Raw genomic sequence first — 18,997 nt, 5'->3', positions numbered from 1 at the left:
CGTGCCGTCGAGCCGACGGCACGTGCCAAACGCGTCCGGAACGCGCATGTTTGGACGATGTCGCCTCCATCCGCCGTGACCACGCCGCTGCTCACGACCGAGCGCCTCGTCCTGCGTCCGCTCCAGTTGACCGATGCCGACGCGGTGCAAGCCGTGTTTCCACAGTGGGAGATCGTCCGCTATCTCGCCGCCAAGGTGCCGTGGCCCTATCCGGCCGACGGCGCGCTGGTCTTCATCCGCGATGGACTGCTGCCGGCGATCGAGCGGGGCACGCAGTGGCATTGGTCGATCAGGCCGCGGGCGCTGCCCGGCCAACTGATCGGCGTCATCGGTCTCATCGATGAAGGCGACGACAACCGCGGCTTCTGGCTCGATCCGGCCTGGCAGGGCCAAGGGCTGATGACCGAAGCTGTCGCGGCGGTCACCGGCTTCTGGTTCGACGTTCTGGGCAAGGACGTGCTGCGGGTGCCCAAGGCGATCGCCAACACGGCCTCGCGGCGCATCTCCGAGCGCGCCGGGATGCGCGTCGTGGGCACCGAGCCGCGCGATTTCGTCGGCGGCCGGCTCGCGGCGCAGATGTGGGAGATCACGCGGGACGAATGGCGGGCGCGGCGCGCCGAACCTGGAGCACGTTCCGATCAGCTGTGATCATCCGCGAGGAGAGGCGGTTCAGCGCACCCGGAACAGCTTCTCGTAGGTGTCGCTCTGACCGTCGACGTAGCGGACCCGGTAGACGGCCCGATCGTCGCCGCGGTAGCCGGGCGCGGACCGGTAGTGCACGACCTGGCTGAGGAAGGTCTGTCCGTGGCAGCCGGAGAAAGGTGAGTGGCCCGTCGCGCGCAACGGCTTCGGCGCCGCGGCGACGCTCAATGTGCCGTGGCGGGGCGGCTCGACGATGGTGACCGTCGGCAGGCGCTGCTGATGGCAGCTCCGCCCGCCGTCGCCGGACACGGTGTTGTAGTCGCCGGCAACCTCCATCCGGCCGGACCTCACCTCCTGCATATAGCCGAACGTGCTGCGTGGCGCGCTCTGGCAGGCGGCCAGCGTCAGCAGAGTCAGGACGAGCGCGGCATGAGGACCGGCGCGTGAGATCGGGGTGTCAAGGGCCATCGAGGATCTGTCGCCGGGAAGGGGGCTGCCGCCCGCTGCCGGCTGCCGCCCGCTTGTAGCCGGCGCGGGGGGCGAGGGCCAGCGCACCCGCGCGAGACGGACGATGATCGCGTCTAGACGGGCGCGGGGTGACGATCTAACGATTGTTTGGTGCGGCTCGCGCAAGACGAGCCGTGATCCGAACGGGTGAGGAAAGTCGATGGTCAGCTACGAAACCATTCTCGTCGAGCGGCCGGCGGAGCACGTCGCGCGCATCGTCATGAATCGGCCCGACGCGCGCAACGCGCAGAATCTTCAGATGACCTATGACCTCAACGCCGCGTTCGATGCCGCGTCCTACGACGACAGCGTCAAGGTCATCATCCTGGCCGGTGCGGAGCCGCATTTCTCCGCGGGCCACGACCTGCGCGCCAGCGGCAAGGACCACGCGGGGGTCGACTTTCCGGCAGTGTTCGGCTGGGGCGGCTTCGACGAGCCCAACGCCCACGGCCGCTTCGCGCGCGAGCAGGAGATCTACCTGCAGATGACGCGCCGCTGGCGCAATCTCCCCAAGCCGACCATCGCCGAGGTGCAGGGGCGCTGCATCGCCGGCGGGTTGATGCTCGCCTGGGCCATGGACATGATCGTGGCGAGCGACGACGCCCAGTTCTGCGATCCCGTCGTCGCCATGGGCGTGTGCGGCGTCGAGTGGTTCGTCCATCCCTGGGAAGTCGGGGCGCGCAAGGCCAAGGAGTTCCTGTTCACGGCCGATGCCTGGAGCGCGGACGAGGCGCACCGCCTCGGCATGGTCAACCACGTGGTGCCGCGCGCAGAGCTTTCCGCCTTCGTGCTCGACCTGGCCGGCCGCATCGCCGCGAAGCCCAGCTTTGCTCTGAAGCTCAGCAAGGAGGCGGTGAACCGCAGCCTCGACATCATGGGTCAGCAGAGCGCCATCGATCAGGCGTTCGCGCTGCACCACCTCTGCCACGCCCACAACCTGCAGGAATTCAAGATGATCGTCGATCCCGCCGGTCTTCACCCGTCGGTCAAGCAGAAGGCCAGCGTCTGATCATGGATCTCACCGCCACCGAGGAGCAGCGCCTGCTGCGCGAGAGCGCCGAACGCTTCGTGCGGACGGCCTATAGCCCGGATGCCCGCCGCAAAGCGGCGGGCCAGCCGGACGGCTTCAGCCGGGCCGTCTGGGCGGAATTCGCCGAGCTCGGCTGGCTCGCGCTGCCGCTGCCCGACGCCCACGGGGGGCTCGGCGGCGGTGCCGTCGAGGTGGGCATCCTGGCCGAAGCGTTCGGCAGCGGTCTGATCACCGAGCCCTATCTGTCGACCGTGGTGCTTGGCGCCGGCCTGGTGGCCGACCTCGGCACCGAGCAGCAGCGCGCCACCGTGCTGCCGGAGGTCGCGGCCGGGCGCTCCCTGCTCGCCTTCGCCCACAGCGAGCGCCAGGCGCGCTTCGATCTGGCCGACATCGCCACGCGCGCGGCCCGCGACGGAGCCGACTGGGTGCTTGACGGCACCAAGATCGCGGTCCTCGACGCGCCGAGCGCCGATCATCTGATCGTTTCGGCGCGGATGGCGGGCGACCGCAGGACGCCCGAGGGCATCGCGCTGTTCGTGGTGCCGCGCCAGACGGCCGGCCTTAGCCTCACCCCCTATGACCGACTCGGCGGCGGGCGGGCGGCAAGCGTCAAGCTGGACGGGGTTCGGGTGCCTGACGTCGTCCGGCTCGGCGGTTCCGATGACGCCCTGCCGGCCATCGAGCGGACGGTCGATCGTGCGCTGGCAGCGCTTTGCAGCGAGGCCGTCGGCATGATGGCGGCGCTGCTGGAGGCGACCGCGGCCTACACCAAGACGCGGGAGCAGTTCGGCAAGCCCCTGGCATTCAATCAGGCGGTGCGCCATCGCCTGGCCGATATGGCGAGCGCGGTGGAGGAGGGGCGCTCCATGGCGCTCAGGGCCGCGCTATTCGCCGACGCCCCGCATCCCGAGCGCATTCGCGCGATTTCTGGCGCCAAGATCAAGATCGGCCGCGGCGCTCGCTTCGTGGCCGAGCAAGCGGTGCAATTGCACGGCGGCATGGGGGTGACGGAGGAACTGGAGATCGGCGCGTACCTCAAGCGCGTCATTACCTTCGAAGCCTTGTTCGGCGACGTCGATCACCACCTGCGCCGCCATGCCCTGGCGAGCGGGCGCCTGTCGTCGCGCGCGGCCTGACCGCGGGGAGGAACTCATGGACTTTTCGTTCAACGCCGAGGAGCGCGCCTTCCAGCAGGAGGTCCGCGACTTCATCGCCGCCAATCTGACGCCGGACCTGAAGCGGGCGGCGGCGCTCACGCCCTCGGTGTTCTACGAGCCGGATATCTCCGGCCCGTGGCACCGGGCTCTGGCCGCCAAGGGCTGGGTGGCACCAGGCTGGCCGGTGGAAGCCGGCGGGCCGACCTGGACGCCGGCCCAGCGCTGGATCTTCGAGACCGAGTGCGCCGCCGCGGGGACGCCGGGCGTGTCGCCCATGGGCGTGCGCATGGTCGGGCCGGTGATCATCAAGTTCGGAACGCCGGAGCAGAAGGCCTTCTATCTGCCGCGCATCCTGTCCGGCGAAGACTATTGGTGCCAGGGCTATTCCGAGCCGGGCTCCGGGTCGGACCTCGCCTCGCTGAAGACGCGTGCGGTGCGAGACGGCGACGAGTACGTCATCAACGGCACGAAGATCTGGACGACGCATGCGCACTACGCCAACCGCATGTTCGCGCTGGTGCGTACCGGCGACGGCGGGCGCAAGCAGGACGGCATCAGCTTCATCCTGATCGACATGAAGTCGCCGGGCATCACCATCCGGCCGATCATCACCATCGGCGGCGACCATGAGGTGAACCAGGTCTTCTTCGACGACGTGCGCGTGCCGGTGACCAACCGCATCGGCGAGGAGGGCATGGGCTGGACCTATGGCAAGTACCTGCTCGAGTTCGAGCGCGGCGGCGGCATCACGTCGGCGCGCCTGCGCAAGGCTCTCGGCCAAGTGGTGACGCTGGCTGGCTCCGACGAGGTCGGCCGGCCGATCGAGGAGGCGTCGATCGCCACGCGAATCTCCGAGATCGAGGTCGATATCGACGCCCTGGAGATGACCGAGCTGCGCATCATGTCGGCGCTGCAGACGGGCCAGAACCCGGGCGCCGTCTCATCCATGCTCAAGCTGCGCAACAGCGAGATCAAGCAGGCCATCACCAAGCTCGGTGTCGACGTGATCGGCTACGACGCGCTGGTGTGGCAGCCGGCGCGGCCACTTTACGCGCTGAACGAGCCGACGCCGATCGCCGAGGACGAACTGCCGGTGGTGCCCGAGTACCTCGACGGCCGCGCCTACACGATCTTCGGCGGCACGTCGGAGGTGCAGCGCGACATCATGGCCAAGCTGATGCTGGGCCTCTAGAGCATTTCCGCGTTTCTTCGAATCGCCGAAATGCTCTATCTGTTTGTTTTGTCGCGTTTTTCTTCACGCGAAACCGGCGTCCACTTCGCTCGAAAACGCTCTCGTCTAAAGCACAAAAGAAGCGCACCAGATTCAAAAGGATCATGAGGCATTTCTGCGCTGTTGGAGATCGCCATCCAATCGCCGGATGCTCAAAGAGCATCCCCGAACAGCTCGATCATTCGCTAGGACAGGCGCGCTCCGGCGCGAGCCTTTGGAAAAGGTGTTGAAACAAAGACTTGCGGCGGGGGCATGACTCAAGATGTCAGCCGGCCGCAGGGCCCCGAGAGCTCCGCTTGCGGTCGGGCTACTACCCGATCGCAAGAGAAGAGAAGCACCAGGATTCAATGAGTTGGAGCATTTCTCTACGGTGGGAAGGCCCCATCCCTTGGGAGTGCCCGAGAGCATTTCTGGCATTGGATGAGTCCATCCAATGCCAGAAAAATGCTCATAATCATTTGAATTTGGAGCGCTTCTTCGCGATTGGGTGATTCCACCCGATCGCGAAGCGCTTTAGCGCGGGCCGGGCAGGGGTGGGTCCACGATCCGGCACTGCCGAACGATGGCCGACAGGCGCGGCCGCTGCTCGTCGTCGATCCGGCCGGCGGCCAGTCCGCCGAGCAAGCCCTCGCGCCTGAGCGTCCGCATGGTGCAGGCGCAGGTGAGCCGGCATTGTCCCGCATCGGCCTCGGTCTCTACGCAGCTGGCGATGCAGGAATCGCGCATGCGCATGGCCTGGGCCGTCGCGTTCGGGCCGGCAAGCTGGAAGAGCGTCCAGAAGATGCCCATCAGCACGATCTGATGGGTGAGGTAGATGACCAGGCTGTGGCGCCCGCTCCAGGCCAGGACGCGCCCGACAGCGCCGCTGGGCGCCCAGCGGCCGGCCGGCCCCGCCGTGAGCCGGGGCAGCGCCACCTTGGCGAGGGCGACGCCGATCAGCACCGGCCCGAACCACGGAAAGACCGGGACGTAGTCGCTGGTGTTCGGCACCGTGGCGCCGAGCCCGAGCCACGCGAGCCATGGCGGGTCGAACAGCGCCGAGCTGAAGCGGAAGGGCAGGATGATGACCGCGAGGCCGACGAGGGCGGTCAGCGCCGCCGGCGCCCGCAGGAACGGCAGGGCCAGAACGCTCGCCGCGGCGATGCAATGCAGAATGCCGAAGTAGATGAAGCGGTCGGGAGTCGCGATCCAGGTGGCGAGCGTCACGGCGCAGGCTGCGGCCACGATCACTCCAAGCCGCCGAAGATAGCGACGCCAGCGCTGCGGTTGGAGCGCGCTCGGCGGCTGGCTCGCGCCCGGCCGCCGAGCGTCGCCTTGCGCCAGGACCAGGCCCACACCGACGAGGAACAGAAAGCTTGCGGCGATGGCGTGGGCGAAGTTGCGCCAGAACGGCGACCCGACCGCGTCGACCGGCGCCAGGTCGAAGAACGTGATGTCCCAGGCCGCGTGGTAGACGACCATGGCCGCGATGGCGACGCCGCGTGCCGCATCCACGATCGGCAATCGCGCGGTCGACAGGGCGGGGGACGAAGCGGGCTGCGACAGGGTGGCGACTGCCGTCAACCGAACCTCTCCCAACCCTCGGGCGTGAGCCGCTCCTGGGGCGTGAAGCGCGCCTTGTAGGCCATCTTCCTGGAGCCATCGACCCAGTAGCCGAGATAGACGTAGGGCAGGTCGAGGGCGCGGGCGCGCCGGATATGGTCCAGGATCAGGAACGTGCCGAGGCTGCGCCGCTCCTCCTGCGGATCGTAGAAGGAGTAGACCATCGACAGCCCGTCGCCGAGCACGTCGGTGAGGGCGACGGCGAGGAGGTCGCCTGCACCCCGCCCGGTGATCGCCGAGTCCGGGCCGCGGCGGCGGTACTCGATGAGGCGCGTGGTGACGTGCGTGTCCTCCACCATCATCGCATAGTCGAGCACCGTCATGTCGGCCATGCCGCCCTCGGCATGGCGGGCGTCCAGGTAGCGGCGGAACAGGGAGTATTGCTCGCTCGTCGGTGTCGGCTGCCCCAGGGCGCCGACGAGGTCGGCGTTGGCGCGCAATACGCGGCTGAAGCTGCCGCTTTCGACGAAATCCGGCACCATCACGCGCACCGAGACGCAGGCGCGGCAGCCCTCGCAGGCGGGGCGGTAGGCGATCGTCTGCGAACGGCGGAAGCCGCCGTGGCTCAGAATGTCGTTGATTTCCGGAGCGCGCTTGCCGACCAGGTGCGTGAAGACCTTACGCTCCTCGCGGTTGGGGAGGTACGGGCACGCTGAAGGCGCGGTGAGATAGAACTGCGGCGCGTCGCGCGGTTGGGTCGTCAATCCCGGATCAAGCCCCGTTGCGCCGCCGCTTCGGGCGGCCTCGGTCGGCGAAGCGGATTCGCGTGGGCTCGCCGCTCGCCACCGGCAACGATATCATCGAGCGGAACGCTCTCAAGTCCATTGTGCATATCGTCAGGCGGAGCGAACCACGGTCACGCCGGCGAGCTGGTCGTGCAGCATGCGCCGGTCGCTGTCCACCAGCCCGACGACGATGTCGATGAGCAGGAGCAGCCCGGTAATCCCGGCCACATAGAAGAACAGCGCGTGGGCACCGGCGGTGACCGGATCGACCAACGCGCCGTCGCGGCGGATCACCCGCAGGCCGAGCATGCGCATGCCGATGGTCGCCTGCTTGGAGCCGCCTACCGTGATCATGCTGTAGAGGATGCCGGCTCCCGGAATCAGGATCGTATACAGCGCCCACCCCAGGCCGAAGGTGACCACGCCGAGGACCAGGATGATGAAGCCCAGGAACAGGCACCACACACCGATCAGGATGAGGTCGATCAAGTAGGCGAAGAAGCGCGACACCAGAACGCCGTCGGTGCGGTAAGGCCGCTCCGGCAGGGTCTGCGGCATGGTGTTGGACATGGCGAGGCGGGCCCTTCAATTCGCGATCGACGCAATATAGGGATGCAATGCTTCAGGCCAACGTCGGGCGTGCCAGGTCGGTCACTTTTCCCCATTCCGCCCCGGGGAGCCGTTGGAGGTCGTCGCTGGCGGCGGCGCGGGCGGAGATGCGGCCGGGCCTTCCCCGGACTGCTCCAGGAAGAAGCGGTTGAGAAAATAGAATGAGCTGTCGGACAGCGGGCCGCCCTCCGTGGCGATGCCAGCCAGCCGGGGGGCCCGGTGAGGCTCGGTTCGCTCGAAGCGGCAGGTGACCTCACGCCGGCGGGCCGCCCCGCCGGCTGCGGTGGCGATGTAATCGATGCGCAAGCTGTCTTGCACCGGCCCCGTCACCGCGCGGCCGAACTTCAGCCCGACGCCGTCGTCGTTCAGCGCGGGAATGGCTGCCTGGCACAGGCGTGCCGCCGCCGCGTCGAGCGCTGGCGGCAGGCTGGTCAGCACGGCGATGACGATGCAGGCGCCAAGCGCTCCGACCGCCGCGGCGATGAGAAGGGCAACGCGCGTCGGCCCCCGCTCGCGCGGTCGAGAGGGCGTTTCAGCCACGGGCGAGCCGCTCGGCCACGCGTGGCGCGAAATAGGTGAGGACTCCACTGGCGCCGGCGCGCTTGAAGGCGATCAGGCTCTCGACCATGGCCTTGTCGCCGTCGAGCCAGCCGGCCCGCGCGGCGCCCTCGATCATGGCGTACTCGCCGGAGACCTGATAGGCGAAGGTCGGAACGCCAAAGCTGTCCTTGACCCGCCAGATGATGTCCAGATAGGGCAGGCCCGGCTTCACCATCACCATGTCGGCGCCCTCCTCGATGTCGAGCGCCACCTCGCGCAGGGCTTCGGCGCTGTTGGCCGGATCCATCTGATAGGTCCGCTTGTCGCCGATCAGCAGCGCCCCGGAGCCGACCGCGTCGCGGAACGGGCCATAGAAGGCCGACGCATACTTGGCGGCATAGGCCATGATCTGCACGTCGATGAGGCCGGCGCGGTCGAGCCCGGCGCGGATGGCGGCAACACGGCCGTCCATCATGTCGGACGGTGCGATGACGTCCGCGCCCGCCTCGGCCTGCACGAGCGCCTGCTCCACCAGGATCGCGACGGTCTCGTCGTTCATGATGCGGCCGTCGGCGATGACGCCGTCATGGCCATGATCCGTATAGGGATCGAGCGCCACGTCGGTAACGATGCCGAGGTCAGGGAAGGCCGACTTGACCGCCCGCACGGCACGGCAGACCAGATTGTTGGCGTTCAGCGCCTCGCTGCCGCGCGCATCCTTGAACGCCTTGTCCGTATAGGGAAACAGGGCGATCGCCGGGATGGCGAGCTTCACCGCCCGCTCCGCCTCTCGCACGATGACGTCGACCGACAGCCGATCGACACCCGGCATGGATGCCACCGGCGTGCGCACGCCGCTCCCCTCCGTCACGAACAGCGGCCAGATCAGATCGTCGGTCGTCAGCACGTTCTCGCGCACGAGCCGGCGCGCCCAATCGGACTTGCGGTTGCGCCGGGGCCGATGGATCAGGCCGAGGTCGTGCGCCTGGGGCCTACGTGCGTCGGACGGCGCCTCGGCCTGGCGGCGCAGGGGGCGGATGGGTGATGCGGTCATCGATCGATCTCGTCACGCTCTGCGCTGAATGTAGCGCGAACACGGGCCTCTCGTAGAAGGTTTCGCGCGGCCATGGGTCCGGCGCAAGCCTGTCGACCGTCGGCTACACCTCCGCCCCTCGGGTGAACATGCGGCCTATTGCGCGGGGAACCGCATGCTGGGCGTGCGGACCTGCGCCGTTGACGTGGTCGCCGCGAGCCACCACAGTCCGCCCCAATTGAAGAGCAGCGGCGAAACGATAGGGACGAGCGGCGTGCAGAACGGCCAAGACAACCAGATCCGCCAGAACGACGAGGTTCTTTGCGAGCGCCGCGGAGCTGCCGGCGTGGTCGTGCTGAATCGGCCCAAGGCGCTGAACGCCCTGACGCTCGGCATGGTGCGTGGCCTGCGTGCGGCGCTCGACGCCTGGGAGCACGACGATCAGGTCAAGCACGTGGTCGTGGTTGGCGCCGGCGATCGCGCCTTCTGCGCCGGCGGCGACATCCGCACGCTGTACGAGCAGGGTCGCAGCGGCCGCGGCGCCGACGCGCTGACGTTCTGGCGCGAGGAGTACCAGCTCAACGTCCGCATCAAGGAGTACGGTAAGCCCTACGTGGCGCTCGTCGAGGGCATCGTGATGGGCGGCGGCTTCGGCGTTTCGGTTCACGGCAGTCACCGGGTGGCCGGTGAGCGCTTCACCTTTGCCATGCCCGAGGTCGGTATCGGCTTCTTTCCCGACGTCGGCGCCACCTACGTGCTGCCGCGCCTGCCGGGCGAGATCGGCACGTGCCTGGCGCTGACCGGCGACCGGGTCGGCCAGGCCGAGTCGCTGGCTCTTGGGCTCGCCACTCACGCGACGGCGTCGGGGGACCTCGCTCTGCTACGGGACAAGCTCATCGCCGGCGAGCCGGTGGCGAGCGTGCTGGAGGGTCTCGACGCCGAACCGAAGAACTCACCGCTGATGGCCGAGCAGGATCTCATCGATCACTGCTTCAGTGCGCCGACGGTGGCGGAGATTCTGGCGCGCCTCGACGAGGCGGCGCCCGGTTCGCCGTTCGCCGCCAAGACGGCCGGCACGATCCGGACGAAGTCTCCGACCAGCCTGGCGCTGACGCTCGCGCAGATGCGCCGCGGCCGTGGCATCGGCTTCCGCGAGGCGATGCAGCTCGAATACCGGATCGTCTCCCGGATTGCTCAGGGCCATGACTTCTACGAGGGCGTGCGCGCCGTCATCGTCGACAAGGACCAGGCACCGAAATGGCAGCCCGGCGAGCTCGATCAGGTGAGCCCCGCCGACATCGAGGCCTATTTCGCGCCGCTCGGAGCAGATGAGCTGTCGTTCTAGAGCGGGATGACTCTTCGTTGCAGCATCCCGCACTAAGTCTTTGTTCGAGGGTGAGCTTGGTCCAAAGCCGGTGTCCATTTGTTGGGATCATGCGCGAGCGGTCCTGCCCGGAGGCTTGGCAGGTGAGGGGCAGCCGGGCGGTCGTGCCCCATCAGGGCCGAGGCGTGTGAGGCGTACGACGGGATGACTATTCTGAAGGGGCTGCTGGCGAAGCGCGAACAGACCGACGGCGCGGAGCGCGGCGTGCTCGAGGCGCTGCGCGAGAGCACCGGCGTCGCGCACATCCGCTGGAGCCGCATCCTCGTGTGGTTCATGCGGCTGATGGCGGTCGTGTGGATGGTTCTCGGCCTCACGACCTGGGCCGACATCCTCGGCATCCTGCCGGCGGCCGCGCCGTTCGAGGACCGGACGTTCGGCGCGCAGGCGACGCTGGTCTATTTTGCCGTGCTCAACCTCGTGGCTGCCGTCGGCCTGTGGCTGACCAGTACCTGGGGCGGCATCATGTGGTTGCTCGCGGTGATGAGCCAGCTGATCCTGGCGATCTTCGTGCCGCGCGCCGTCGCCAGCGGCAGCTTCACCATCGTCATGTTCAGCCTCCTGATCGCCATCTACCTGACGATCTCGTGGCTCGCGGCGCACGACCAGGAGTGAGAGCCCGGCGATGAATTGGGGGCTGCCGACGGGCGATGTTGCGGATCGGACACGGTCGCCCCTGCTGCCGGGGCCAGACGGGCATCATCGGTAGCGGCGCCACAAAAAGGCCGGACTGCTCATCGTTTGGTAACGCTGCAAGGCTAAGCAAGTCGCCGAAGGCGCCGCGCCAACGCCGGCACTCCGCCCAGCCCTCCTCCCCGCGTCGCAACCGCGCAGTTTGAGGACCATGCTCTTGAAGCTCCGCATGCCCGATTTCCAGCCCAGATTTTCGCTGCACGCGTCCCGGGCGCTCGCCTTGGGCGCGATCGTCGCTGCTCCGTTCGCCACCGCGGTCGTGGCCGCTTCGCCCGTCTCCGCGCAGCAATTGGGCGGCGAGCAGGCGGAGTGGAGCCAGCCTTATGATTCCGCGGCTCGCAGCCGCGTCCGGCGCTCGTCCACGCCGATCCTGTCGCCCGCTACGGTCGATGGCACCGAGCAGGCGATCACGCGCTACCGCGAGATCGTGGCGTCGGGTGGCTGGCAGCAGGTGTCGCCGGCGGCTAAGCTCAGGCTGGGCTCTCGCGGCCCGGCGGTGGCGACATTGCGCCAGCGGCTGATTCAGTCCGGCGACATGCAGCCGACCGGTGGGGCCGCCGAGGTCTACGATTCCTATGTCGAAGCCGGGGTCAAGCGCTTCCAGGCACGCCATGGCCTCAACGCCACCGGCGTGCTCAACAATACGACCGTCGTCGCGCTCAATGTGCCCGCCAGCACGCGCCTGAAGCAGCTCGAGACCAATCTCGTGCGGCTGCGCTCGTTCTCGGGCAACCTCGGGCAGCGCTATGTGATCGTCAATATCCCGGCCGCGCTGGTCGAGACGGTGGAGAACGGCCAGGTCGCGACCCGCCACGCCGCGGGCGTCGGCAAGATCGACCGCCAGTCACCGATCATGAACGCCAAGATTACCGAGATCAATTTCAACCCGTTCTGGACGGTGCCGGCGTCGATCATCCGCAAGGATCTCATCCCGAAGATGCAGGCCGACCCGAACTACCTGACCGACAACAAGATCCGCATCTACAGCAAGGACGGCAGCCAGATTCAGCCGAGCCAGATCAACTGGCGGTCGAACGAAGCGACGAACTACATGTTCAGGCAGGATCCCGGTGCCGACCTGAATTCGATGGGCTTCGTGCGTATCAACATCCCCAATCCGCACGGCGTCTACATGCACGACACGCCCGCCAAGGGCATCTTCGGCGACGACTTCCGCTTCGTGTCGTCGGGCTGCGTGCGCGTGCAGAATGTGCGTGACTATATTGCCTTCCTGCTGAAGGATACGCCCGGCTGGGATCCCGAGCGGATCGCCCAGGCGATCGATTCCGGCAACAGGATCGACGCGCGCCTGGCCGAGCCGGTGCCCACCTACTGGAGCTATGTCACGGCCTGGGCTGGACCGGACGGCATGGTGCAGTTCCGCGACGACATCTACAATCGCGACGGCCTCGGCCCGGCGGCGGCGATGGCTGCTGCGGCCGCCGACCAGGTCCCGGCGGCGCACTGATCCGCACCCGCCCCGAGGCGATGGCCGGAGGGTCCCGGCCGTCCATCGGTCAGAGCCGGCGTGATGTGCAGGCTCCAAGTTTGGAAGCGTGGCCGGGCTCGCCCGGCCATTGCTTTTTGCAGCCGATGCGCGGCGCCGGGCCGACGCAGCGCATCGGCGAATTCCCGCGACTCAAGCATCTTGAATCTGGAGCGCTTCTTCGCGATCGGGTGATTCCACCCAATCGTGAAGCGCTCTAGGGCCGTGTCCGCCGTCCATGCCGATCCGGTTGGCGGGCCGGGAGGGCCGTGCTAAGGACCGCGCGTCCGCCGCAACCGGAATCGCGAGGGCGTCGCGATCGAGCATCGGCCGACATCCGACCCCATATGGCGAGGCCCTGGACGACGTCGGTCGCGGCAGCAACGGTAGGTGTCCCATGAGCGCTAGCGAGACGAAGCCACACCTCTCCAACAGCTTCTTCTCGGCGTCGCTGGCCGACAGTGACCCGGAGATCGCCCGCGCCGTCGGCCTCGAGCTCGGCCGTCAGCGCGACGAGGTCGAACTGATCGCCTCAGAGAACATCGTCTCGCGCGCCGTGCTGGAGGCCCAAGGCTCGGTCCTCACCAACAAGTATGCCGAGGGCTATTCGCGCCGCCGCTACTACGGCGGCTGCCAGTTCGTCGACATCGCCGAGGATCTGGCGATCGAGCGCGCCTGCCGGCTGTTCGGCTGCGGCTTCGCCAACGTCCAGCCCAATTCGGGCTCCCAGGCGAACCAGGCCGTGTTCCTCGCCCTGCTCAAGCCGGGCGACACCTTCATGGGGCTCGATCTGGCCGCGGGCGGGCACCTCACCCACGGGGCGCCACCGAACATGTCCGGCAAGTGGTTCAAGCCGGTCCACTATACCGTGCGGCCCGACGACCAGCGCATCGACATGGACGACGTCGCCCGCCTGGCGCGCGAGCACAAGCCCAAGCTCATCATCGCCGGCGGCTCGGCCTATTCGCGGCATTGGGATTTCGCCCGCTTCCGCGAGATTGCCGACGAGGTCGGCGCGTATTTCATGGTCGACATGGCCCATTTCGCCGGTCTGGTGGCCGGCGGCGTCCATCCGTCGCCGTTCCCCCACGCCCACGTTGTGACCACCACCACCCATAAAACCTTGCGCGGCCCGCGCGGCGGCATGATCCTGAGCGACGACGAGGGCATGGCCAAGAAGATCAACTCGGCGATCTTCCCGGGCCTCCAGGGCGGACCGCTGATGCATGTGATTGCCGCCAAGGCGGTGGCGTTCGGTGAGGCGCTGCGACCCGATTTCAAGGTCTACTCGCGCGGCGTGGTGGACAATGCCAGGGCCCTGGCCGCGACGCTCACCGCCGGCGGCTATTCGCTCGTCGCCGGTGGCACCGACAACCACCTGATCCTGGTCGACCTGCGCTCGAAGGGCCTGACGGGCAAGGCGGCGGAGGCGGCGCTGGGGCGAGCCCACATCACCTGCAACAAGAACGGCGTGCCGTTTGATCCGGAAAAGCCGACGGTCACGTCGGGCATTCGCCTCGGCACGCCGGCAGCGACGTCGCGCGGTTTCGGCGTCGCCGAGTTCCAGCACGTGGGCGGCATGATCGTGCGGGTGCTGGATGGGCTCGCCAAGGCGGGCGAGGCGGGCGAGGCCGAGGTGGAGCAGCTCATCGTCGCCGAGGTGAGGGAACTCACGCGCCGTTTCCCCATCTACGCCTGACCGGTCGGCACGGCGCGAGGGTCGGTGATGCGTTGTCCGTATTGCGGCAGCCTGGATACGCAGGTGAAGGATTCGCGGCCGACGGACGATTCCTCCGCCATCCGCCGGCGGCGGGTCTGTCCCGATTGCGGCGGCCGCTTCACCACCTTCGAGCGCGTGCAGCTGCGCGAACTCGTCCTGATCAAGCGCTCGGGCCGGCGCGTCCCCTTCGACCGCGACAAGCTGCAGCGGTCGGTCGAGGTGGCGTTGCGCAAGCGGCCGGTCGACGGGGAGCGCATCGAACGCCTCATCAACGGCATCGTGCGTCAGCTCGAAAGCATGGGCGATAGCGAGATCCCGAGCGAGAAGGTCGGTGAGCTCGTCATGGCTGGCCTGAAGAATCTGGACGACGTGGCCTACGTGCGCTTCGCCTCGGTCTATCGCAACTTCCGCGAAGCCAAGGATTTTGGCGACATCATCGGCGAACTGGCGGGCGACGACGGCGCGCCGGGCCGTGACAAGCTGGCGTGATGGGCGCCCCGAGCAACGGTATTGCGGCAACCGCGGCCTCGGCTGGCGAGCGGTCTCGTGCCGACGACGATGGCCGCTTCATGCGCCAGGCTCTAGCGCTCGGGCATCGCCATCTGGGCCGCACGTGGCCCAATCCCTCGGTCGGGGCCGTCCTGGTGCGGCCAACCGCCAACGGTCCGGTCGTGGTTGGCCGCGGCGCCACGCAGCCCGGTGGCCGCCCCCATGCCGAGGTCGTGGCGCGCGCGCAGGCGGGCGCCGCGGCTCGCGGAGCCACGTTGTACGTCACCCTGGAGCCCTGCTCGCACGTGGGCCGCACCGGGCCCTGTGCCGACGCCATGATCGAGGCCGGCGTCGCCCGGGTCGTCTCGGCGATCGAGGATCCGAACCCGCTCGTCGCCGGACACGGGCATGCGCGCCTGGCCGCTGCTGGCGTGGACGTGGTGGTCGGCGTCGAAGCCGCTGCCGCACGGCAGGCACACCTTGGCCATTTCACTCGCGTGCGCGAAGGCCGGCCGGCCGTGACGCTGAAGCTTGCCCGGACCCTCGACGGCTTTGCGGCCCGTGTCGGCGGTTCCCGCCTGATGATCACGGAGGGTGCCGCCAACGCCCGCGTCCACTTGATGCGGGCCCACGCCGACGGCATCCTCGTCGGGCTCGGCACCGTGCTCGCGGACGACCCCGCACTGAATGTCCGGCTGCCGGGGATGGCGGAGAGCTCGCCGATCCGCATCGTCTTCGATAGTCAGCTCAATATTCCCCTCGCGGCTCGCCTCGTGGCGACCGCCCGCGATGTGCCGACGTGGGTCGTGGCTGCCGAGAGCGCGCCGGCGGCGCGGGAGGCGATGCTGGTCGCGGCCGGCGTCGAGGTGCTGCGGGTCGCGCCGGCCGGTGCTGCCGGGCGGCTCGACCCCGCGGCGGCGCTGCGCCTGCTCGCCACCCGCGGCCTCACACGCCTGCTCTGCGAGGGCGGGCCCGCGCTGGCGGACGCCTTGGCGGAGGACGATCTCATCGATGAGGTCGTGATCGTCACTGGCGGCGTCCGGCTTGAGGTGGCCGGCCTTGCCGCGGTCGGCCCGTCGCTCGCCCGCGCCCTGGCCGGCATGCGGGCCCTGCCGCCGTTGCGGGCTGGCCCCGACCGCTTTGCATTCTACGAGAGGCAGCCCTGATGTTCACCGGGATCGTCACCGACTTGGGCGAGGTCATCGCCGCCGAAGACCATGCTGGCAAGCTGCGCCGTCTGCGCATTGCCTCGAGCTACGACCCGGCGGGCATCGCCATCGGCGCGTCGATCGCCTGCTCCGGCCCCTGCCTCACTGTCGTCGCCGTGGGAGCGCACGGCGGAGGGGCGTGGTTCGACGTGGACGTGGCGGCCGAGACGCTGGAGCGCACCAATGCCGGCCGATGGCAGCTCGGCGCCCGTCTCAACCTGGAGCGTTCGCTGAAGATCGGCGACGAGCTCGGCGGCCACATCGTCACCGGTCATATCGACGGCTTGGCGCAATTGGTCGGCCGCGACGAGATCACTGATGCGGACAGCCCCTGGGGCGCCACTGCACGCTTCACCATCCGCGCTCCCGCGAACCTCGCCCGCTTCATCGCCGAGAAGGGGTCGGTCGGTCTCGACGGCACATCGCTGACCGTCAACAATGTGGAGCGGGATGTCTTCAGTGTCCTCATCATTCCGCATACGCTCGACGTCACCACCTGGGGCGGCCGCCGGCCCGGCGACGAGGTCAATCTCGAAGTCGATTTGATGGCGCGCTATGCGGCGCGGCTTGCCGAGGCGCAGGCGAGCGGGTACTGACGCCTCCCACCCGCCCGACATCGCGGCGTTGGCGCCGGACGCGGGTCCGGCGGATGGCCCTGGGCGTTTCCGGTGCCGCAATGGGGAAGGTCTTCGACGCATGGTCGCTCCGCGCCGCTCGGCATCCGCGTCCGTCTCGCTCGCGGGTGCCCGCGTCCTCATCGTCGAGGCGCGTTACTATGAAGATCTCGCCGACGAGTTGCTCGCCGGTGCGGTTGCCGCCGTCGAGGCGGCCGGCGCCGGCTATCAGGTCGTGACGGTTCCGGGTGCCCTGGAGATCCCGGCCGCCATCGCCATCGCCGTGGACGCCGCCGCCGCTACGACCGAGCCGTTCGAGGCTGCGGTGGCGCTCGGCTGCGTCATCCGTGGCGAGACCGCTCACTTCGACATCGTCGCGGGCGAGAGCGCGCGCGCTCTGATGGACCTCTCGGTCGACCGGCGGCTGCCGCTCGGCAACGGCATCCTCACCGTCGAGACCGACGAGCAGGCATGGGCGCGGGCCCGGGTCTCGGACATGAACAAGGGTGGCGGCGCCGCCGAGGCGGCGCTCGCCGTATTGCGTATCAAGCGGACGACAACCCATGGCTGAGCCTGCGCGTGGACAGATGCGGAGCGCAGCCCGCCTCGCGGCGGTGCAGGCGCTCTACGAGATGGAGGTCTCGGGCAAGGGCGTGCTGGAAGCGATGGCCGAATTCGAGGCCCATTGGATCGGCCGCGAAGTCGAGGGGGTGGAATTCCAGCCGGCGGAGGCGGCCTTCTTCCGCGACATCCTCCGCGGTGTTGTCCGCGAGCAGGGCGGCATCGATCGCAAGATCGACGAGGCGCTCGTCGCCAAATGGCCGCTGAAGCGGGTTGAGCCGGTGTTGCGCGCCGTGCTGCGGGCAGGGGCTTACGAACTGCTGTACCGGCGTGACGTGCCGGCCAAGGCCGCCATATCGGAGTACGTCGACGTCACGCGCGCCTTCTACGACGGTGAGGAGGTGGGGCTCGTCAACGCGGTCCTCGACCAGCTCGCCCGTCAGACTCGCGCCGACGAGCTCGGCAAACGCACCTGAGTGCCGCGGCGCGTTCCATTCGGATGGGATAGCTGGAGGTCGCGCCACGGACGGCGCCTGCCGCCGCAGCCGGCGGAAATGGAGGCTCGCAATGGGGAGCGGCCCGCTTTCGGAAGACGACCTGATCGCCACCATCTTCGCGCCGCTCGCCGGCCCCGGCAGCCTGGGGCTTGAGGACGACGTCGCCTTGCTCTCGTTGCCCGATGGGCATGAACTGGTGGCCACTACGGACGGCGTCGTGGCCGGCGTGCATTTCTTCGCCGATGATCCGCCCGAGGCGATCGCCCGGAAATCGCTCCGCGTCAATTTGTCCGACCTGGCCGCCAAGGGGGCGGAGCCGCTCGGATTCCTGCTGACGCTCGCGCTGCAGGAGGGCTGGACGCGGCCGTGGCTCGAGGCCTTCGCGGGCGGGCTCGGCGGCGATGCCGCCGCTTACCGATGCCCGCTCGTCGGGGGGGACACCGTGCGCACGCCCGGCCCGCTGTCCGTGTCGATCACGGGCCTCGGACACGTGCCCCGCGGCACCATGGTGAAGCGAACGGCTGCGCGTGCCGGAGACGTCCTGGCGGTGACCGGCACGATCGGCGACGCCGCGCTCGGGCTTGGCTTGCGCCTGGGCGTGGCTGCGGCCGAGGCGCCGGCCTGGGCCGCCGCCTTGAGCGCGGGGGAACAGGCGCACATCCTCGACCGCTATCTGCACCCGCAGCCGCGCTTGGCGCTGGCGTCGGCCATGCGCGCCCGCGCCCGTTGCGCCATGGATGTTTCAGACGGGCTGGTCGGAGACCTGCGCAAGATGCTCCGCGCCTCCGGCGTCTCGGCCCACGTCGACCTCGACCGCGTGCCCCTGTCGCCTGCTGCCCGGCGGGCGCTCGCGGCGGATGCATCGCTGGCCATGACGATCTTTGCGGGCGGCGACGACTACGAACTCCTCGTCACCGTGGCGCCGGGCGAGGTCGAGCCGCTGGGGCGGGCGGCCCGGGCGGCGGGGATCGGCCTGTCCGTGATCGGCGAGGTGGTCGCCGGAACCGCGCCCCCGGCGTTCCTCTCGGCCGGCCGCGAGGTGGACTTCGCGCGGGGCTCCTACAGCCACTTCTAGAGCGTTTTCGGGCGAAGTGGACGCCGGTCGCGTGAAGAAAGCGCGACAAATCAAACAGATATAGCATTTCGGCGATTCCAAGAAACGCGGAAATACTCCAGACCCAGCGTTTGAAACCGATCTGACGATTGCGCCGGATCGGGTGGTTCCCCCCGACCGGAATGCTGTGGCGCATTTTCGAACTGTTCAAGCTCGAA

20 protein-coding genes are annotated in these 18,997 nt (G+C 68.7%); 14 read left to right on the top strand and 6 right to left on the bottom strand.

Annotated features, from left to right (window positions below; genetic code table 11):
• The first annotated feature begins 57 nt into the window (after positions 1–57).
• A complete protein-coding gene (locus tag IEW34_RS17650) occupies positions 58–648 on the top strand; it encodes a GNAT family N-acetyltransferase (RefSeq protein WP_188610532.1) in 591 nt (196 codons plus the stop codon).
• A gap of 21 nt (positions 649–669) precedes the next feature.
• Here IEW34_RS17650 and IEW34_RS17645 read toward each other — a convergent pair whose 3' ends face one another.
• Positions 670–1,110, bottom strand: a complete 441-nt coding sequence (locus IEW34_RS17645; protein WP_188610531.1) for a hypothetical protein — start codon at positions 1,108–1,110, stop codon at positions 670–672.
• A gap of 199 nt (positions 1,111–1,309) precedes the next feature.
• Here IEW34_RS17645 and IEW34_RS17640 point away from each other — a divergent pair, with 199 nt between their 5' ends.
• From IEW34_RS17640 to IEW34_RS17630, 3 genes are read left to right on the top strand one after another with little or no spacing between them, the layout of a single operon-like run.
• The gene (locus IEW34_RS17640) at positions 1,310–2,158 is read left to right on the top strand and encodes an enoyl-CoA hydratase (RefSeq protein WP_188610530.1); all 849 of its coding nucleotides are present in this window, start codon (positions 1,310–1,312) and stop codon (positions 2,156–2,158) included.
• Between the two features lie 2 nt (positions 2,159–2,160).
• Positions 2,161–3,315, top strand: a complete 1,155-nt coding sequence (locus IEW34_RS17635; RefSeq protein ID WP_188610529.1) for an acyl-CoA dehydrogenase family protein — start codon at positions 2,161–2,163, stop codon at positions 3,313–3,315.
• 16 nt (positions 3,316–3,331) lie between these two features.
• Complete coding sequence (locus IEW34_RS17630; RefSeq protein ID WP_188610528.1) at positions 3,332–4,528, top strand: acyl-CoA dehydrogenase family protein; 1,197 nt, start codon at positions 3,332–3,334, stop codon at positions 4,526–4,528.
• A 552-nt stretch (positions 4,529–5,080) separates the two neighbouring features.
• On the opposite strand, the gene IEW34_RS17625 is transcribed toward IEW34_RS17630, so the two are convergent.
• The 5 genes from IEW34_RS17625 to hemB all read right to left on the bottom strand — a co-directional run bounded on the left by IEW34_RS17625 (position 5,081) and on the right by hemB (position 9,097).
• The gene (locus IEW34_RS17625; RefSeq protein ID WP_188610527.1) at positions 5,081–6,130 is read right to left on the bottom strand and encodes an acetyltransferase domain-containing protein; all 1,050 of its coding nucleotides are present in this window, start codon (positions 6,128–6,130) and stop codon (positions 5,081–5,083) included.
• Positions 6,127–6,873, bottom strand: coding sequence for an arginyltransferase (locus IEW34_RS17620; RefSeq protein ID WP_188610526.1), 747 nt, complete (start codon positions 6,871–6,873; stop codon positions 6,127–6,129). The genes IEW34_RS17625 and IEW34_RS17620 overlap by 4 nt, the downstream gene beginning before the upstream one ends.
• A 132-nt stretch (positions 6,874–7,005) precedes the next feature.
• The gene (locus IEW34_RS17615; RefSeq protein ID WP_188610525.1) at positions 7,006–7,464 is read right to left on the bottom strand and encodes an RDD family protein; all 459 of its coding nucleotides are present in this window, start codon (positions 7,462–7,464) and stop codon (positions 7,006–7,008) included.
• Positions 7,465–7,545: 81 nt separating this feature from the next.
• Positions 7,546–8,043, bottom strand: coding sequence for a hypothetical protein (locus IEW34_RS17610; protein ID WP_188610524.1), 498 nt, complete (start codon positions 8,041–8,043; stop codon positions 7,546–7,548).
• Positions 8,036–9,097 (bottom strand): porphobilinogen synthase, encoded by a 1,062-nt coding sequence (gene hemB, locus IEW34_RS17605; RefSeq protein WP_188610523.1) that lies wholly within the window; start codon positions 9,095–9,097, stop codon positions 8,036–8,038. Before hemB ends, IEW34_RS17610 begins: the two co-directional genes overlap by 8 nt.
• 253 nt (positions 9,098–9,350) lie before the next feature.
• Between hemB and IEW34_RS17600 the strand changes: the two genes are divergently transcribed.
• The 10 genes from IEW34_RS17600 (at position 9,351) to thiL (ending at position 18,800) form a co-directional block, all read left to right on the top strand.
• Complete coding sequence (locus IEW34_RS17600) at positions 9,351–10,421, top strand: enoyl-CoA hydratase/isomerase family protein (protein WP_244642050.1); 1,071 nt, start codon at positions 9,351–9,353, stop codon at positions 10,419–10,421.
• A 183-nt stretch (positions 10,422–10,604) separates the two neighbouring features.
• A complete protein-coding gene (locus IEW34_RS17595) occupies positions 10,605–11,072 on the top strand; it encodes a DUF6163 family protein (RefSeq protein WP_188610521.1) in 468 nt (155 codons plus the stop codon).
• Between the two features lie 229 nt (positions 11,073–11,301).
• Positions 11,302–12,618 (top strand): L,D-transpeptidase family protein, encoded by a 1,317-nt coding sequence (locus IEW34_RS17590; protein ID WP_188610520.1) that lies wholly within the window; start codon positions 11,302–11,304, stop codon positions 12,616–12,618.
• 415 nt (positions 12,619–13,033) lie between these two features.
• Complete coding sequence (gene glyA, locus IEW34_RS17585) at positions 13,034–14,335, top strand: serine hydroxymethyltransferase (RefSeq protein ID WP_188610519.1); 1,302 nt, start codon at positions 13,034–13,036, stop codon at positions 14,333–14,335.
• A 27-nt stretch (positions 14,336–14,362) separates the two neighbouring features.
• Positions 14,363–14,845 carry a transcriptional regulator NrdR gene (nrdR, locus tag IEW34_RS17580; RefSeq protein WP_188610518.1) on the top strand — a complete coding sequence of 161 codons (483 nt, stop codon included), beginning with the start codon at positions 14,363–14,365 and terminating at the stop codon, positions 14,843–14,845.
• Positions 14,845–16,011, top strand: a complete 1,167-nt coding sequence (gene ribD, locus IEW34_RS17575; RefSeq protein WP_444542163.1) for a bifunctional diaminohydroxyphosphoribosylaminopyrimidine deaminase/5-amino-6-(5-phosphoribosylamino)uracil reductase RibD — start codon at positions 14,845–14,847, stop codon at positions 16,009–16,011. The genes nrdR and ribD overlap by 1 nt, the downstream gene beginning before the upstream one ends.
• The gene (locus tag IEW34_RS17570; protein ID WP_188610516.1) at positions 16,011–16,649 is read left to right on the top strand and encodes a riboflavin synthase; all 639 of its coding nucleotides are present in this window, start codon (positions 16,011–16,013) and stop codon (positions 16,647–16,649) included. The genes ribD and IEW34_RS17570 overlap by 1 nt, the downstream gene beginning before the upstream one ends.
• 100 nt (positions 16,650–16,749) lie before the next feature.
• Positions 16,750–17,238: a 6,7-dimethyl-8-ribityllumazine synthase gene (gene ribH, locus IEW34_RS17565; RefSeq protein WP_188610515.1), complete on the top strand. Its 489-nt coding sequence runs from the start codon at positions 16,750–16,752 to the stop codon at positions 17,236–17,238.
• A complete protein-coding gene (nusB, locus tag IEW34_RS17560) occupies positions 17,231–17,704 on the top strand; it encodes a transcription antitermination factor NusB (protein ID WP_188610514.1) in 474 nt (157 codons plus the stop codon). The genes ribH and nusB overlap by 8 nt, the downstream gene beginning before the upstream one ends.
• Before the next feature lie 91 nt (positions 17,705–17,795).
• On the top strand, positions 17,796–18,800 hold the full coding sequence (thiL, locus tag IEW34_RS17555) for a thiamine-phosphate kinase (protein WP_188610513.1): 1,005 nt from the start codon (positions 17,796–17,798) through the stop codon (positions 18,798–18,800).
• The last annotated feature ends 197 nt before the right edge of the window (positions 18,801–18,997 follow it).

The organism is Chelatococcus reniformis (assembly GCF_014640075.1).
Taxonomy (GTDB): domain Bacteria; phylum Pseudomonadota; class Alphaproteobacteria; order Rhizobiales; family Beijerinckiaceae; genus Camelimonas; species Camelimonas reniformis.
This window is presented reverse-complemented; position numbering and strand designations above follow the sequence as displayed.